This window comes from Actinacidiphila sp. bgisy160 (assembly GCF_965342435.1).
In the GTDB taxonomy this organism is placed as follows: Bacteria; Actinomycetota; Actinomycetes; order Streptomycetales; family Streptomycetaceae; genus Actinacidiphila.
Map to the genome: position 1 here is coordinate 1 of NZ_CBDRCM010000032.1, position 16,421 is coordinate 16,421.

Here is a 16,421-nt window from a genome sequence, read left to right on the forward strand (position 1 = left end):
CCGCCAAAACCGCCATCGCTGGGATCCTGCTGGCCGGTCTCAGCGGCACCGTCATCGGTGCTCTGTGGCAGCGGGGACCGGTCCTGATGCTGGCCACTGCTTGACGGCGGTGTCTCCGGTACGATCCGGTCATGTCTGACGGACTTCCTCTGAGTGAGGTATTGGCGAGCCTTCGCAGGGAACTCGCTGTCGCTCACGGCCAGCGTGATCCGCTCATGCCATTACAGGTAAAGGCGATCGAGGTTGAGCTCACGGTCGAGGTGACCAAACAAGCCGCGGCCGACGCGGGTATCAGCTGGCTCGTGGTCGCCAAAGGAAGCAAAATTTCTGCGTCAACGCACTCTCATAGATTGACGCTCACTCTGGACCCCGGTTTCGTCGATTCCGACGCGAACCAGGGCCCGCTTCTGGTCACGCCCTCGGTGCGGATCCCGGATAACGACTGAAATGGCCGAGAACCTCGCCGCCCGAGTGGCCAAAATCAGATTCGACGCGGCCGACGGCCGAGTGTTCCTCGGTAGCGGGTTTCTGCTCGCCCGCGGCCTCGTCCTGACCGCCCAGCACGTCGTGACGAAGGCGTCCGAGTACGCCGGCGGCCGCGTTCCCGCGCGGCAGTTCACGGTCAGGCTGGAGGGATCCACGTCGCCGGCGGCGGTCACGGAGATCGTTCCGCTGAAGGCTGACGGTCTCGACGCCGCACTGCTCATAGTCCCGGACCTGGACGAGCCCAGGGGCACCGCCGCCCGCGGAGGCACCCACCACGGCGTCCAGGCGCTGGAGAACTGCAGGATCATCGGATACCCGGTCGCGGGCATCGAATCCGGCTCCACGTCGCCCAAGCCGACCGTCGTGCGGGTGAACCTCGCCCCCGTGGTCGGCGACGACGACACGGCGATCGCGATTCAGGTCATCGACCCGAAGCCGCGGGCCGACGAGGACTGGGGCGGGATCTCGGGGGCGGGCGTGATCGGCCCGGGCGGGCATCTGCTGGGCATCGTGACGAGCGTCCCCACTCAGTGGAACGGCCGCCTGCGCGGCGTCTCGATCGCCGCAGTCCTGTCGGCGGCCCGGCAGCACGCAGTGAGCGCACTCGAACCGCTACAGGGCCTTCCCCTCGTCGATCTGTCGGCGCGGCCGTCGGTCTTCGGCACCGAGGGCTGGTCCGGTGCCCCGCCGCGGCTCTCTGACGCGAGCCTCTTCGCCTTTGTGAACTACCGGTTCCGCCAGGTCGAGTTCGTCAACGACGGCCAAAGCGGCTCGGTGCTCGACAGCATCGTCGACTGGGCGAACGATCTGCCGCCGAGACCGGATATCAGGATCGGACGGCTGACCGGTCCGGCCGGGGTGGGCAAGTCCAGGATCGCCGCCGAGGCCTGCCGAAGGCTCACCCGGGACCTGCGGACGATGTGGCAGGCTGGATTCGCCGATTACGACAAGCTCTCCGGCACGCACAGCTTCGCCACGCCGCATTTCATCGTCTTCGACTATGCCGAGCACCAGCACGAAATGCTGGGCACGTTCATCGAGAACCTCTATCAGCAGGCGCTCCATGACGGTCACCTCGGCGCCTCGATCCGGCTCCTCGTCATCACCCGCAGCGAGGAGGCCTGGCCGGGGCGGCTCCGTCCCCGCAATGTCGATCTCCCTTCGCTGCTCACCGGCTCCTTCGACCTGACCACCCAGGCGTTCGATGAGCAGGATGTCCGCGAACGGCACGCCGAGGCCGCTTATCGCTCCTTCAGCAAGGCCGTCGGCGGACCGGATACCCCTCGGGATTTGCCGGCCGAAGAGGTCCGGCGGATCTCCGCGTACGATCGGCCGCTGCTGGTCCACGTCGCCGCGTTGCTGACGGCCTCCGGCCGGGCGGTGCCCATTTCCGCCGCCGACGACTCGGCGCGTCTGCTCCTTGACACGGTCATCGACGTCGAAGTCGACCGTCTGGCCAGGTCGAGCACGGCGCATACGGACGGCGCGAGCGCGCTGGCGGATCGCGGCCGGGCGAAGCAGGCGCTCTGCGTCATGACTCTCACGGCTCCGACCGTGAAGGATCTTGTGGAACTGCTCGAATCAACACCCGCTTTCAAGGGCGAGCCGGAGCAGACCCGCACGGACGTCGCTAACGCGCTGCACCGGCGCTACCCGGCCGCAGCCGTCGCGGACGGAGCCCCAGGCACCCTGCTCGCGCCCATCGAACCAGATCTGATCGCCTCTCACCTGCTCGCGACCACGGAGGGCCGCGCTGCCCTCGTCGAGCGACTCGTCGTATCGCGCGCGGTCGCGGAGCACCCGGCGTATCTCGCGCGCCTGCTGAACTCCCTCGCGCTCGCCGCGGACGACTACCCCGAGGTCAGTGACGATCTCAGAACCCACCTGGGGCAGTCCCTCGCCCAACTCGTCGACAACACCGACGCCTCGCAATCGCTCTCGGAACTGCTCCAGGCGCACCTGCGGCGCCTGGTGGACGTCGCCGTGGAACTCGCCGGGCGGCAGGACCTGAGGGCGGCACGGCAGCTGACCGCCGCGCTCGGCCTGCCCTACCTGACGGGGGCGGATGTCATCAACGAGGCCGCGTACGACGCTCACTTCACCGTGCCGCACCCGCACGAGGCACTCGACGGGCTCGGGGCCGCGCTCGCGGCTCGGGGTGTGGCTTACCGCGCCGCCTCGGGTGAACCCGAGGACGTGTATGCCGTTTACCTGAACTACGGTAACCGCCTGCGCTATCTCGGCGAGGCGACCAGGGCTCTGGACGCCGTCAGGAGCGGAATCGCCTACCTCGAGCGCGCGGTCAAATCCGGCCGAGGAGACTGGCGGGAAACATTGGCGGCCGCGCTGCACAATCTGGCCGGCGCTCTCGCGGCCGCCGACGAATACGAAGAAGCCCTGCGCACGGCCGAACGCGCGGTGGGCTACCTGACGGAACTCGCCGCCGAAAACCGCGGGAAGCACCTCCACTTCCTGTCGCTTGCGCAGGGACAATACAGCGCTGAGTTGCGCAGGGCGAAGCGCGCGCCCGAGGCTCTCACCGTGTCTCGCCAGGCCTTCCAGGGCTACGAGGAGCTGGCTCACTGGGGCTACAAGGCGTACAAGGCCTATCTGCCGTACATGACCCAGATCACGGCAGGGCTCGCCGACGCCCTCGCCCGCAACGATGAGCCGAACGAGTCCCTCATGCTGCACCAGTACAGCGCTTTTCTCGCCGAGGAACTCGTGGACCAGGACAGGGCCGCCTCCCTCAGCGAACTGGCGGCCCAGACCGACGGACTCGCCGTGAGCTATTACGTCCTCGGCAGAATGGACGACGCGGTCACCGCGATCTCCAGGACCGTCGCGGTCTACGAGGAGCTCGTCGAGGACGGCGAGGAGCGGTACCTCCGCCCTCTCCTGAGAGCGTATGAGACGGCGATCAGGTTTCGCTGCGCGGCGGGACAGGATCTCGAAACGGCCCTGCAGATCTGCAACCACGGGCGTGCCGTCGCCGAGAACCTGGAGAAGACCCGCCCGGAGTTCGTAGGAGATCTCGGCTTCAGGCTCCGGATGGCAGACACCGATCTCGGCCTCAAGTTCACCTGGGCGATCAATCAGACGATCGAGATCCTGATCGACCAGGCCCGGGGGCGCCTGCACAGGGACCCTGACTGGCGGACAGCGTCGTCGATCATGCTCGACGGAACCTCCGTGGATCCGGCGACACTCGACGGACTGGAGGAACTCAAGCAAAGCATGGAGGAGGGCGACGAGATCCACGTCTACACCGACAACCGCCTGCTTCTACCGCGCCTCGAAGAACTCTTGCAGTTCATCCGATCGGAGCCGGCGATCGGGTTCGGGATGCTCGCGGCTCCGCCTAACGAGAGACTACGAGCCTGTCTCCGGGCCCTGCCCAGCGTCGCGGACGCTCTCCGGGCCGACGTCGTCGACGGCGCGGGCCAGGAGCAGCTTCACGATTTCCTGGCGATCCACGGATACCTCTCGCGCCTGGATCCGGACGACCGGGCGCACTGGGGATCCTTCAAGCTGGCGGTGGGTGCCCTCGGCATGCTCGGCGGGTCGGCCGTGCGGCTCGGGGCGCAGTCCGAGACCTTCCGTGCCATCGTTCCCGGAATTCTCCGCTACACGTATCTGGGCGGTGACCATCTGGCCGGGCTCACCGCCGGATGGTTCGTCAAGAGCGTGTGGGACGGCTTCCGGGATCCCGATGATCCGGACTTCATCGCGCTGAACGACCGGTTCGCCGGGAACGTGTTCGCCTCCGGTGATCACGGCCGTGCCCGGGCCCTCTGGGAGGACGTGGTCGACCGGCGCGAACGGGTGCTCGGGCTGGAGCATCAGCGCACCATTGTCGCCACCGGCAACCTCGCCGGCTGCCTGGTCACGTTCGGCGAAGACGAATTCGAGAGGGCGGAGGTTCTCTACGAGTCGGCCATCGAACGGGGCGATCGAGTCCTGGGGCCAGATCATCCCGACGTACTGCGGCTGCGGGGCAACCAGGCCGGACTGTTTTTCAGACGCGGGCGATACGACGAGGCGCTGCTGCAGCAACAGGACCTGTTGCGCAGATACAGGAACATCCTCGGCGCCAATCACCAGGACACACTCAGCGTCGCGGGCGACCTGGCCCTCACCTTGCGGGCGCTCAAGCGATACGCGCACGCGGGGGTTCTGGCAGAGGACACCCTGGAGCGGGCCCAGCGGATATTCGGGGTGAGCGATCCGCGAACGCGGCGATACGAGGAGAGCCTCGAACGGATCAATGAACCAATCTAAGTCGACGAGGACGACGCGGAAGGCGAGGACTGAGCCCCTACATCCGGACCGGCGACCCGCCGGGCTCCGTCGGCGTGCATCCGGCCGGCGCGCGGAGTTCCCGGTCGAGGTGGGCCTGGTCGCTGTAGCCGTATGCCTCGCTGATCAGGCTGAGCCGGGAGTCGGTCGAGGTGAGCAGGGCGCAGGACGTGGGCCATCGCGAGTAATTGTCAAATTCTGTGGATCTGATCAGCCCGATCGGATTTCCCAGGCCGGCCGCTGGAGTTCATCGTTGTGGACGATGATGTCGGCGTGGTCTGTTGGGCGGGCCGTGGCCAAGTAAAGCTGCTGGGAGGGGATGTAACGGTTGTGCCAGGCCCGCTCGATCTCGGCTGTGCTGGCCGCGGATCCGGCCAGCGCCTCGCCTCGGGTCTGGGCGCGATCTAGCGTCCGTTCGAACGTGACAGACACGAAGATGCTGAGGTCCCAACGGCCAGCCAGCTCCGGGCGCAAGAGGAAGACGCCGTCGAAAAGCAGCACGGCGTCCGCGGGTGCTTCGGTGATGGGGAGAGACAGTGCGGTGTCGGTGCCTCGGTCGTAGACCGCCTGCTGAAACTTTCGGTCACCGGTTGGGCCCAGCGGGTCGAGCAGGACCTGGCACATCGTGTCGTGATCGTGGCTGTCGAAGTAGCAGCCCTCGGGCGAGTACTCGCCGCGCTGATAGCGCTGCGCCTTGGGGAACAGGAAGCCCTCGATCGTCGCGCGGATGACTTCGCGGCCCTGTGCGCGCAGGACAACGGCAAGTTCGTCGGCCAGGGTCGTCTTGCCAGCGGCAGGCGGCCCGTCGATGGCCACGCGCACCGGATGCCCGACCGTGACGGACTCAATCGTCTCGGCCAGGCGGCTCAGGAGTTCGCTGCGGGTGCCGTTGTCCATGGTCTGCCACTGTCCCCGTCTCGGTGATACGAGCGCATCCTATGGCCGGTCACTGTGTGTCAGACTGCTGCCGTCTCCTCACGTTCGACGAGGACGCCGTTCTCGAACCTGGCGCCGGAGCGGACGAGAGCGACGAGGCGGGCACCGGTGATCGCGCGCCAGCGTTCCTGCGCGGACTCGACGAGCTTGAACACCATGGCGAGGGCGGCGGCCGGACTGCCGGCGCCGCGGGTGACCTTGGTGCGGAGCTTGACAGTGGAGAACGTCGATTCGATGGGGTTCGTGGTCCGCAGGTGGCTCCAGTGTTCGGCGGGGAAGTCGTAGAACGCCAGTAGTTCCTCGGCGTCGGTGATCTTCGCGACGGCCTTGGGCCACTTGGTGCCGTAGGTCTTCGCAAACGCCTTGATTGCCTTCTCGGCGTGGGCGCGGTCCTCGGCGTTGTAGATCTCCTGCATCGCCTTCGTCGCGCCCGGCTGTGCGGACTTCGGCAGGGCGTTCGTGACGTTCCGGGCCTTGTCGAAGCCGTCAAGAATCAACCTATTGCTTTGCGATCAGCAACTCGTTGGCCTGATATGGCGATCACGGAGGAGATGCTGCCCCAACTCGGCCGCCGTTTCACGGTGTTGCTGCCTCATCTGAACGAGCGGCAGCCGGGAACACCTCGGCCAGGGCCTGCCAAAGGCCCATCGCGCCGTCGCCGACCACCAACTCGGGATCGCGCGTGCCCCGGCGGCGGCAGTCGCGCAGCAGGTCAGCCCACGACTCGGTGGACTCGCGTAGCCCCTCGGCCAGCGCGATGAGCTCCTTGGTGCCGTCCAGGCGCACGCCCATCAATACCAGGACGCAGGAGTGCGCCGGCCCGAGCCGGACCTTGGGGTGCACTCCGTCCGCCCACACGTATACATACTCGGACTCGGCCAGGTCGCGCTGTTGGAAGGCGGTGTGGTCGTCGCTCCGCTGCTTCGTCAGCCGGGTCACGGTGGCCGGCGACAGCCCGGCCGCCGAGCCGCTTTCCGACCCGCGCTACGAACGCGGGCCTACTCGGTGACCATCACAGGATCATTCGGGAAGGTACGCCCTCCGCGTACCCTCCCGGACCGATCCACAGGTCTTGAGCATTGCTCGGCCATCGCCTTTGGCGAGAGGCCGATCTACTCGTTGAACCGCCTGTTCAGGTAGCTCCGGCTGACATCCAGTTCGCAGGCTGGGTCGTTGATCCGTAATCGGCCCTGCGTGTGCTCCAGGCGTTGCCAAGCGCGGGCGATCGCGGCGTCCGGCCGGTGCGGGTCGGGTCGGGTCGGGTCGGGTGAGAACCAAGCCGTCAGCGTCAGAGGACCGGGGGTGGATTTTTGTCCGGGTTGCGGCTGGGTCTTGGTCAGGCTGGCTGATCACTGCGGGGCGGCACGATGATCTGGTCGATGATGAGGCCTGCTTCGCGGCGGTGGTACATGTGCGCGGCAGCAGCTTCGTCGTCACACCCTCGGGTGCGGAGGTTCGCGGCGTCCCGCTTCGCGCTCACCAGTACTACTTACGCACGGTGAAGATGTGAAACAGCTTCTGAGCTTGACGTTTAACCTCGCAGGTCACCCGTCCTGCTGACCTGTGGTTCTTCCTGGGACAGCAGGAACGGCCGTTCTCCACGCTTCGAGATGTCGAGTCACGAAATGCGAGAGAACGGCCGCTGCCCATGAGTCTGCCCGTCGATGTGCCCGGACGTGAAGCGTTGGACGTGTTGTCCCGCTTTCGGGTCGAGTTCTACGACTGCTTGTACGCCCGTGCGGACACGCTCTTCGAGCTCACCGATGCGGTGCTGTGTGCGGACGGGCCGGTGAAGACCCTGGTCGAACTGTCGCTGGCCGCCGAGCACCAGCGCGGGCACGGTGCCCTGTACGCGGCCCTGGACCGGGGCTGGATCGAGCCGACACGACTACGCCGCGCCCTGGCAGGCCTTCCGCTGCCGAGGGCGGCCGACGGGCGGATCGTGCTTGCAGTGGATGTGTCGCACTGGCTGCGACCCGACGCGCCCACCAGCGACGACCGGCTGTTCTGCCACGTCTACGGACGCGGAGACCGCAGCACCGACCAGTTCATTCCCGGCTGGCCCTACTCCTTTGTCGCCGCCCTGGAGACCGGCCGCACCTCCTGGGTCGCTCTCCTGGACGCGGTCCGTCTGGGCCAAGCGGACGACGCCACCCAGGTCACCGCCAGCCAACTCCGAGAAGTCGTCGGCCGATTGATGGCTGTCGGGCACTGGCGGCCGGGCGACCCCGACATCCTGATCGTCATGGACAGCGGCTATGACGTCGCCTACCTCTCCCACGCCCTGACAGACCTGCCGGTCGTCCTGGTCGGGCGCCTGCGCTCGGACCGCGTCATGCTCCGCGATCCGGGCCCCGCCCGGGTAGGACCGAAAGGCGGGCGACCCCGCAGGCACGGCGGCGTCCTGACCTTCGCCAAGCCCGACACCTGGCACCAGCCCGACATCACCACATCCACGGACACCACCCGCTACGGCAAAGCAAAAGCGACGGCTTGGAACAGGATGCACCCCAGACTCACCCACCGCGGTCCTTGGCTCAACCACGCTGACGAGGAACTACCCATCCTGCACGGCACGTTGCTTCGCCTGGAGGTCGAGTACCTGCCAGGCGACCGCGAGCCGAAACCCGTCTGGCTGTGGGTCTCGGCTACCGACGCCACACCCGCGGAAGCGGACCGCTGGTGGCAGTCGTTCCTCCGTCGTTTCGACCTCGAGCACACCTTCCGACTGATGAAGCAAACCCTCGGCTGGACCGCCCCGAAGATCCGCCACTCGGATACCGCCGACCTGTGGACCTGGCTCATCGTCGCCGCTCACACCCAGCTCCGCCTCGCCCGACCCCTCACCGAGGACCTACGCCGGCCCTGGGAACGACGCACCGAACCCCGTCGCATCACCCCAGCCCGCGTCCGCCGCGGGTTTCGCAACCTCCGAGCGACGGCGGCCCATCCTGCGGCCGCACCGAAACCCACACGGGCCGGCCCCGGACGACCACCTGGCTCGAAGAACAAGCACCGCGCCAAGCGTCACGACGTCGGCAAGACCGTCAAACGCGCCGAGTCGATCAAGGAACACAAGGCGCAGCGAGGTTAAACGTCAAGCTGAGCCGAATGCTTCGAGCAGGTCCGTGGGTCGCATCAGGTCCTCCCCGCGCAGGCAGGGGTGAGCCGTTCGGGGCCTCGGCGCCGCCGCTGTAGGAGGGTGCCGGCGGGCACCCGCAGTCCGGTCGCCCGGTGCATCCGCCACCCCATCAGCGCCCGTCCGGCCGCGGCCAACACCTCGGGGCCCTCGCCGAGCCGGATCCGCTCGTGCAGGCGGTGGAACCCCGGCGGCGTGGGCCCGCCGGTCCGGTCACCCCGACCTGCTCGTAGGTGAAACCACCTGCCACGGCGCCATCCTCCCAGCCTGTCAGGAGTCCGAGTCCACGGGGCGCCGCCCTCCCCGGCCGCACCACGAGGTCTCGAAATCGCCGTATTGCCCAGGCGATTTGCACATACCAAGCCCCTGGGGCGGCGGCCGGCGACATCCGTGACCTGCCTCGGCGATTCGTGGTGGGCCAATCGGCGGACTCTCCCGGCCCGTCGGTTGCTCGCCTCGCAAATGGCCATGATATTACCTTTTGTGAAAAATATGACAAATATTCACGGTGCTTCGCGCGCCAGAGGCCGGGGGCGGGTCTGGCTCGCCTTCCTGACGACCGTGTTGCTGCTCTCCGATATCGCCGCTGTCGGTTCCGGGAGTTCCGCGGCTGGAGCCGCACCATCGGTGGGCGGGGCGCAGCAGTGGTCGACACCGGGGCCGCAACGTGCCCTGACAGGGCTGCTGCGGCCGGGGCCCGTGGTGCACGCGTGGACCGGTCCTCCGGCCCCGGCTCCCCGTGCCCGGCGCACGCCGGGCCGGCTGGGCCACCCACGGCGGCGACCAGGGCCCGTCGCCCCGGGTCCGGTCCTGGTGCCGGATGTGTCCCCGCGGCTGGGGCCGCCGGTGCCGGACCCGGACCACAACCCGGCTCCACCGCCCACGGACCCCAAGCGGCTGACGCTGTTCCGCGACACAACTGTTCCCGTGACGACCGGTGTCGAGTACTCGAAACCGGAGCCCAGCACGGACCAGTCGCGCCGGGACATCTTCGCCACCGCCAACATGCACGCCGAGTTCTCCCGCGACAACGGCAGAATCTGGCACGGACTGGACCCGTTCACCATCTTCGGCCCGCACTTCTGCTGCGACCAGGTCACCAAGGCCGACCACCGCTACCACCGGCAGCACTGGGTGCTGCAGTACATGCCTGCCCTCGACAATGCTCCGGGCGGTGGCCACCTGGTCCTCGCGAACTCCGCGATCGGGGATTTCGTCAACTGGCGCCCGTACACGATCACCCCGGCCACCTTCGGCTGGTCCGACGACCTGAACCTCGACTACAACGACATCGTGATCGGCCGCCGCTACCTGTACCTGACCACCCGCGTCATCAGATTCCACGACGGCACCAAGGACTACGACGTCCTGGCCGCCGCGTTGCTGCGGGTCTCCCGCGCGGACCTGGCCGCGGGGCGACCGGCGCACTACGACGCGATCACCCGCACCGACACCATCGGGGGTCCCGGATACCAGGAGGACGGGGAACTGCGGGTCCCCCAGGGCATCACCGACATCGCCTACGCGGCGGCCACCGCCCTGCCGGAGGGCAAGGGCCGCCGGCTGCGCCTGCTGGTCTGGCCGGAGAAGTCCCGGTGGGTGACCACCGTGGACCGGGCCGTCCCGCCCTTCCGCTACATGACCTGGCAGGTGCCCGGGATGGGCGGTGACTGCAGCAGCCAGGACCGGGTGGTCACCAACTGGTGCGTCGAAACCACGTCCGGCGGCGTGTTCGCGGCACGCGCCCGCGGCTACCTGTGGTTCGCGTGGGTGGCACAGCAATACGGCACACGACGCCCCTTCCCGTACGTCAGGATCACCACCGTCCGCGAGTCCGGCCTGAGGGTCGGTCCCAGCCACGACGTGTACAGCCGCGGCATCGGCCACGCCTATCCGGCGATCGCCCCGGACGAGCGCGGGAACATCGGCTACATCGACACCTTCGGCGGCGGCACGGGAAACCGTCACTACTTCCCCGGCGCGGCGATCGCCGTCTTCGACGACATCACCCCCTTCCCGCCGGCCGTCGACTACTTCCTCCCTGGCAAGGGCAACGCCTGCCCCAGCGAATCGCAGACACCGCAGGAGGGGGACTGGGGTGACTACCTCACCATCCGGGGCTGGCACCGCGGCGGCGGCCTCTGGATCGCCACCGCCATGGCACGCAAAGACAACAATCCCGCCGACTGCGCCACGGCCACGCCCATGACCATCAAGAACATCGTCTTCGGCCGCGAACGCGCCCGGCACGTCTACGAGCGAGGCGTCAGGGAAGGCCGTCGCTGACAGGATGTGCGGGGTCTCCGCGCGAGCGGGCCGCTCGCGGCCGCGCTCGCCGGACCCCGCGCCGGGGTGCAGCGGCCGCGAAGGCAGCCGTCGAAGGGGTCGCCGCCCTCATCCGCTGAGGTGCGATGACGTGCTCGCCGTCCGGGATATGGCCGCCGCCGGTCTCCGCGTCGCTCCCCGCGACCGGAGAGCGACGGAGAATCCTGGGGCTGACCTGCGTCTCCGCCGTGCGGAGAGCGTGAGGGGGAGCGAGCCGCCGCTCTTGCCGCGCGAGCCAGTGAGCCAGCCGACGACGAGCTGCAGCAGAACGCCGCTCCCGTTGGGGAAGCGGCGGGCGTTCGGCGACACGAGATCCGGCGGGCGGGGCGGGCGGCGGCTGCGTAGGGTGGGTGACGGCGGGACGGCCGGGCCGACGGGAGGCTGGGATGAGCGCACAGGGCACGGACGCGTACACCGACGGCAACGCGCTGGCGGGACCGCTCCGGGAGATCTTCGCGGTGGACATGACGGCCGCCGAGGGCCGCTGCGTGGGCTGCGGGCGGACCGGGCCGGTGGCCTCGCTGCGGGTGTACGACCACGCCCCCGGACTGGTGGCGCGTTGTCCCGGCTGCGACACCGTGATCCTGCGGCTGGTCCGTGGGCCGTCCGCCGCGTGGCTGGACCTGCGGGGCTCGGTGAGCATGCGCATCCCGCTGCCCGAATGACGTAGCCGCAAGCGTCTCCCGCCCGACACGGTGCCGATGACGACGCGAACGGAGCGGGAGAACCTGCTGGACCGGTCGGCCGTCGACGAGCCGATCAGTGGCTACGCGGCGGTCGTCGACGACGGCGACCGGACGGCGTACGTCGCGCTCTTCGCCCCTGAGGGCCGGACCGACTGCATCTCCGCGGGCGGCATCGCCGGTCCCGCCGCCGAGATCGCCGGACGGCTCGCCTCGACGATGCGCCTGTTCTCCCGTGCGGCGGCACCTGATCGTGAACCGCCGGATCGCCCTCGGCCCGCCGTCCGCGGTGGCGCACGCCGACCACGTCAATGCACTGGACGACTCGGGGACGGGCCCGACCACCCCGGACTTCGTGTGCGGCGGCCGCTACCCCTCCGGCTTGCGGCACACCGGGACCGACTGGCCCATCCGGGAGGTGCTGGTACGGGAGAAGTGGCGCTCCTGAGGCGGGGCGGCACGGGCGGGCAGGGCCGCGGACGCGGGTGTATCCAAGAGTCATGGACGTTGCACGACGCCTGGAACGGTGGGGGAAGTCGTGGCGGCCCGGGTATCTGCTGGTGGCCGCCATGCTCACGCTGATCCTGCTGGTCACCGTCGTGGACATCATGTCCCCGCCGGACGTCCATCTGGGGCCGTTCCTGGTGGCCGCCCCCGCGATCACCGCGTCGTTCGCGAGTACCAGGACGACCGCGATCGTCGGCGGGGTGGCGGTGGTCGCGCAGATCGTCGTGGCGGGGATGCGCACGACGCCCCTGGACCTGAACCACTCCGCGCAGGTCGCCACGCTGGCCCTGATGTCGGTGCTGGCGACCTTCTTCGCCCATCTGCGGGTGAAGCACGAGCAGCAGGTCACCCGGCTGCGCTCGGTGGCCGAGACCGCGCAGCGGGTGCTGCTGCGGCCCATCCCCCGGCGCATCGGGACGCTGCGTATCGCCTCGGTCTACCTCGCCGCGGAGGAGGAGGCGCAGATCGGAGGGGACCTGTACGCGGCCGTGCGCACGGACACCGGGACCCGGGTGATCGTGGGCGACGTCCGCGGCAAGGGCATGGAGGCGGTGAACGAGGCCGCGCTGACTCTGGGCGCCTTCCGCGCCGTGGCCCACCGGCAGGCCGACCTGCCGGCCCTGGTCCTGTGGCTGGAGCAGGCCATCTCCTCCGAGCTCACCGACCCCGCCGCGGAGGACGAGCCGACCGAGGACGAGGTGGAGTCCTTCGTCACCGCGGTCGTCGCCGACATCCCGGACGACGAGCCGGTGGTCTACCTCGTCACCTGTGGTCATCCCCCGCCGCTGCGGCTCCACGACGGGCGCGTGACCCCGCTCGAGATGCCCGCGCCCGCGCCGCCGCTGCGGCTGTCGCAGTTCGCCGGCGGGGAGCCCACGGTGGGCACGTTCACCTTCGAGCCAGGCGACACCTTGTTGCTGTACACCGACGGAGTCGTCGAGGCACGCGACGTGGCCGGAACCTTCTACCCCTTGGCCGGGCGGCTCGCCGGGCAGCCGGCCGAAGATCCCGAGGCGCTGGTGGAGCGCCTGTGCGCCGACCTCCTCGCCTACGCGGGCGGCAGCCTCGGCGACGACGCGGCCGTCCTGGCGATCACCCGGTCGCCGGCCCTGGTGCCTGCGGCCGGGCGAGCGGGCGGTTCCTCGTCCTCTGCGCCGTCGCCCCCTTCCCGGCAGGCGGCGCCCCCGAGTTGACCGACGCGGCGGGGCGCTCACCCGGCATCCCGGGCGGCACTCGGGGTATCCGGTCTGTGACACGGGGAGACCTTGACCGGAACAGACCAGAGGAGGGGGAAGTCCGTGGTTCGGTTGGTGGTGCGCGGGCGTACGCCGGATTCACGGGAATCGGGGCGCCGGACATGGCCGGCCTCGTTGGCCCGCTGGGCGGCGATGGCGCTGGCCTTCGCGGCGATGGTCGTGTTCGGTGCGGTACTGGCCCGGGCGACGCTTGCGCCGTCGTACGCCTCGGAGGGGCTCGCGCACGCGAACCTGCAGCCCGGAGCCTCGCTGCGCCGGTACTACGAGCGGTACACGGTGGCCGGCGCGGTGCGGCAGGTCGGTGGGAACGTGCTGCTGGGCATGCCCTTCGGTGTGCTGCTCCCGGTGCTGGCGCCGAAGGCGCGCGGTGCGCTGCGCGTGGTGGTGACGACCGGCCTGGTGATGATCCTCGTGGAACTGGCGCAGGGGGCCGTGGTGCAGGGTCGCGCCTTCGACGTCGATGACGTGATCATGAACACCGCGGGTGCCCTGCTGGGCTACCTGCTCTTCGGGCGCCGCCTCGGCCGGGTCGTGCACCAGGTCCGCCCGGCGGCCCCGGGCCACGCCCCGGAGGCGAAGCCCGCGGGCGGCGCGAGGACGTCCGGGATCGCGAAGGCGTTCAGGACACCCCGAAGTCGCACGGCCGCGAAGGCCGCCAGGGCCGGTACGGCCACGAAGCGGACCAAGGCCACGCAGGCGGCCCCCCGCAGGCCGTTCCTGTTCTTGGGAACGGTCCGCCGCAAGGCCGCCCGGCGCTCCTGACCGGGGCCCGGGCCACCCGGCCGGGCCCCGGCCCCCTGGCGCTCCGCCGCTGGTACGTCCCTGACCAGCGGCGGAGCCGCATGCGCTTCGTCACATCGGGCCGGGAAAGCTTTCCCCCGGGCACGGCACTTTGTTACACAGAGTGGATTCATCCCCGATTGCCCCGGGAGCGGGCGACATGAACGACGACGACACCCCGGACCGCCTCCAGGCGTTCGAGCTCGACTTCACCGACCACGAGACCCGTCGCGGGGCCGAGGTCCTCGCCGCCCTCGGCGAGGACTGGGACCCGGTGGCAGTGCTCCACGAGGAGGAGGCCGCGTACCGGCTGCTCTACTCCGGCCTCGACGAGGAGCAGGAGGCGGTGTACCGCACGCTCGTGGCAGCCGGTGTGCTGCCGCCCCGTGCCGAGCCCGGGGAGGACGACGGTGCTGCTTCCGATTGACCCCACGGCCGACCCCGGCCGGCGGGCGTGGGTGCCCTGCCCGCGCTGTGCGGACCACCGGGAGTGCGCCACCTGCGCCGAGGGCCGCAACTGCCCCGACCACTGGCGCTACTTGCTGTCGAACAAGGGGCCCGTGCTGCATCTGCAGTGCCCCGGCTGCACCCACATGTGGGCCTGGGACTCCGGCTTCGGCGCGCACCACCGCAACCACGCCTGAACGCCGCGCCTCCGGGCCGCCTTCCCCGGCAGGCGGCGGCCCGCCTGGTGTGCGACGCTCGGGGTGTGGGGTGCCCCCGTCCGCGGGGAGCAACCGCGGACCTCTCAGGGAGGCGATCATGGAAACCTATGCCCTGACGGCCGGGACCCTGCGAGAACTGCGCGCGACCAGGCCGTATCCGGCGGTGTCGCTGACCATGCCGACGCACCGGCGCGAACCGGACAACGCCCAGGACGCCGTACGGCTGCGCAATCTTCTCGCGGAGGCCGAGCGCCGGATCGAGCACGATCCCGAGGCGTCCCGCCGGGCCCGGATGGCCATCAAGACGCAACTCAAGGCCGCCGCGGCCGAAGTCGACCTGCGCTACTCGCTGGACGGGCTCGTCATGTACGCCACGGAGCGGGACCACCAGATCTGGACCCTGCCCCGGGCCGTCCCGGAGCGCGTGGTGCTCAGCGACAGCTTCCTCACCCGCAACCTGGTCGCCGCGAAGGCCAGGGCCCGCCCGTACTGGGTGGTCACGGTGGCGGCCGACCGGGCCACCCTGTGGAGCGGCAGCGGCCAGACGCTGCATCCCCAGGAGGCGCAGGGCTTCCCCCTGGAGCCGGACCCCGTGCAGTGGGACCCCGAGCGGCAGGAGCAGGTCGGCGACCACCCGAGCACCTTCCGGGACGAGGAGACGCGGCGCTTCCTGCGGTCGGTCGACAGCGCCCTCGCCTCGCTCCTCGCCGCCGACGGCCGGCCGCTGTACCTGGTCGGGCTGCCGGACGCGGTCGCCCTGCTCAAGGAGGTCGGCACCGCCGCCGACGCCGCGGTGGCCGTCGTGCACAAGGGCGGTCTGGCGAACGGCCCCGCGCAGACGCTGCTCCAGGAACTCGCCCCGGCGCAGAAGGAGTTCGCCGAGCGGGAGGCGGAACGCATCGGCCGCAGGCTGGTGGACGCCCGCAGCCGCAGGATCTTCGCGGCCGGGCTGGACGAGGTGTGGGAGTCCGTGTGCGAGGGCCGCGCCGAACTCGTCGTGGTCGAGGAGGACTTCCAGCGCGCGGTGCGGCTGAGCGACGGTCACCTCACCCCGGTGGACGGCGACGGCCCGGAGGCGGGCGGCTTCGAGGACGGCATCCGCGAGGACATCGTGGACGAACTGGTGGAGACCGCTCTCGACAAGGGCGCCGAGGTCCACTTCGTGGCGCCGGACAGCCTCGCGGAGCACGACCGGATCGCGGCGGTGCTGCGCTACTGAGCCGCCACGCCGCCCGGCAGCGGCGGGCGCGGCCACCGAGTACGTCACCCGGGTCTGCTGTCGGCGGCGGACCCGGGTGACCCCTGCCGCGACGGCGGCACGGGCCTGCGGCCTGGTGGGACCCGG

Annotated in this window: 14 protein-coding genes and 1 pseudogene; 11 read left to right on the forward strand and 4 right to left on the reverse strand. The window is 69.8% G+C overall.

What is annotated here, in order from left to right:
• Positions 1-131 precede the first annotated feature (131 nt).
• Both ACRWNP_RS23450 and ACRWNP_RS23455 read left to right on the forward strand, forming a co-directional pair.
• Positions 132-446 (forward strand): trypco2 family protein, encoded by a 315-nt coding sequence (locus ACRWNP_RS23450; RefSeq protein ID WP_431964432.1) that lies wholly within the window; start codon positions 132-134, stop codon positions 444-446.
• A gap of 1 nt (position 447) precedes the next feature.
• The gene (locus ACRWNP_RS23455; protein WP_431964434.1) at positions 448-4,767 is read left to right on the forward strand and encodes a tetratricopeptide repeat protein; all 4,320 of its coding nucleotides are present in this window, start codon (positions 448-450) and stop codon (positions 4,765-4,767) included.
• Between the two features lie 228 nt (positions 4,768-4,995).
• On the opposite strand, the gene ACRWNP_RS23460 is transcribed toward ACRWNP_RS23455, so the two are convergent.
• The 3 genes and pseudogenes from ACRWNP_RS23460 to ACRWNP_RS23470 form a co-directional block, all read right to left on the reverse strand.
• Positions 4,996-5,682: a cytidylate kinase family protein gene (locus tag ACRWNP_RS23460; RefSeq protein ID WP_431964436.1), complete on the reverse strand. Its 687-nt coding sequence runs from the start codon at positions 5,680-5,682 to the stop codon at positions 4,996-4,998.
• A 59-nt stretch (positions 5,683-5,741) separates the two neighbouring features.
• Positions 5,742-6,690 (reverse strand): annotated as a pseudogene (locus ACRWNP_RS23465) (transposase); the annotation flags it as partial.
• Between the two features lie 367 nt (positions 6,691-7,057).
• Entirely contained in the window at positions 7,058-7,201 is a 144-nt protein-coding gene (locus ACRWNP_RS23470; RefSeq protein ID WP_431964438.1) for a hypothetical protein, read from the reverse strand.
• Positions 7,202-7,369: 168 nt separating this feature from the next.
• Here ACRWNP_RS23470 and ACRWNP_RS23475 point away from each other — a divergent pair, with 168 nt between their 5' ends.
• Positions 7,370-8,815 carry an NF041680 family putative transposase gene (locus ACRWNP_RS23475; RefSeq protein WP_431964440.1) on the forward strand — a complete coding sequence of 482 codons (1,446 nt, stop codon included), beginning with the start codon at positions 7,370-7,372 and terminating at the stop codon, positions 8,813-8,815.
• 44 nt (positions 8,816-8,859) lie between these two features.
• Here the strand turns inward: ACRWNP_RS23475 and ACRWNP_RS23480 are convergent, their stop codons facing one another.
• Entirely contained in the window at positions 8,860-9,330 is a 471-nt protein-coding gene (locus ACRWNP_RS23480; RefSeq protein ID WP_431964441.1) for a DUF1990 family protein, read from the reverse strand.
• Between the two features lie 457 nt (positions 9,331-9,787).
• Between ACRWNP_RS23480 and ACRWNP_RS23485 the strand changes: the two genes are divergently transcribed.
• The 8 genes from ACRWNP_RS23485 (at position 9,788) to ACRWNP_RS23520 (ending at position 16,295) form a co-directional block, all read left to right on the forward strand.
• On the forward strand, positions 9,788-11,146 hold the full coding sequence (locus ACRWNP_RS23485; RefSeq protein WP_431964443.1) for a hypothetical protein: 1,359 nt from the start codon (positions 9,788-9,790) through the stop codon (positions 11,144-11,146).
• A 425-nt stretch (positions 11,147-11,571) separates the two neighbouring features.
• Complete coding sequence (locus ACRWNP_RS23490; protein ID WP_431964445.1) at positions 11,572-11,850, forward strand: DUF6510 family protein; 279 nt, start codon at positions 11,572-11,574, stop codon at positions 11,848-11,850.
• A 253-nt stretch (positions 11,851-12,103) separates the two neighbouring features.
• Entirely contained in the window at positions 12,104-12,316 is a 213-nt protein-coding gene (locus ACRWNP_RS23495) for a hypothetical protein (RefSeq protein ID WP_431964447.1), read from the forward strand.
• A gap of 52 nt (positions 12,317-12,368) precedes the next feature.
• Entirely contained in the window at positions 12,369-13,568 is a 1,200-nt protein-coding gene (locus ACRWNP_RS23500; RefSeq protein ID WP_431964449.1) for a PP2C family protein-serine/threonine phosphatase, read from the forward strand.
• Between the two features lie 195 nt (positions 13,569-13,763).
• Entirely contained in the window at positions 13,764-14,393 is a 630-nt protein-coding gene (locus tag ACRWNP_RS23505; protein WP_431964451.1) for a VanZ family protein, read from the forward strand.
• Between the two features lie 178 nt (positions 14,394-14,571).
• Positions 14,572-14,838 (forward strand): DUF6400 family protein, encoded by a 267-nt coding sequence (locus ACRWNP_RS23510; protein ID WP_431964453.1) that lies wholly within the window; start codon positions 14,572-14,574, stop codon positions 14,836-14,838.
• Positions 14,825-15,055: a hypothetical protein gene (locus ACRWNP_RS23515; protein WP_431964562.1), complete on the forward strand. Its 231-nt coding sequence runs from the start codon at positions 14,825-14,827 to the stop codon at positions 15,053-15,055. Before ACRWNP_RS23510 ends, ACRWNP_RS23515 begins: the two co-directional genes overlap by 14 nt.
• 118 nt (positions 15,056-15,173) lie before the next feature.
• Positions 15,174-16,295: a chemotaxis protein gene (locus ACRWNP_RS23520; protein ID WP_431964455.1), complete on the forward strand. Its 1,122-nt coding sequence runs from the start codon at positions 15,174-15,176 to the stop codon at positions 16,293-16,295.
• Positions 16,296-16,421 lie beyond the last annotated feature (126 nt).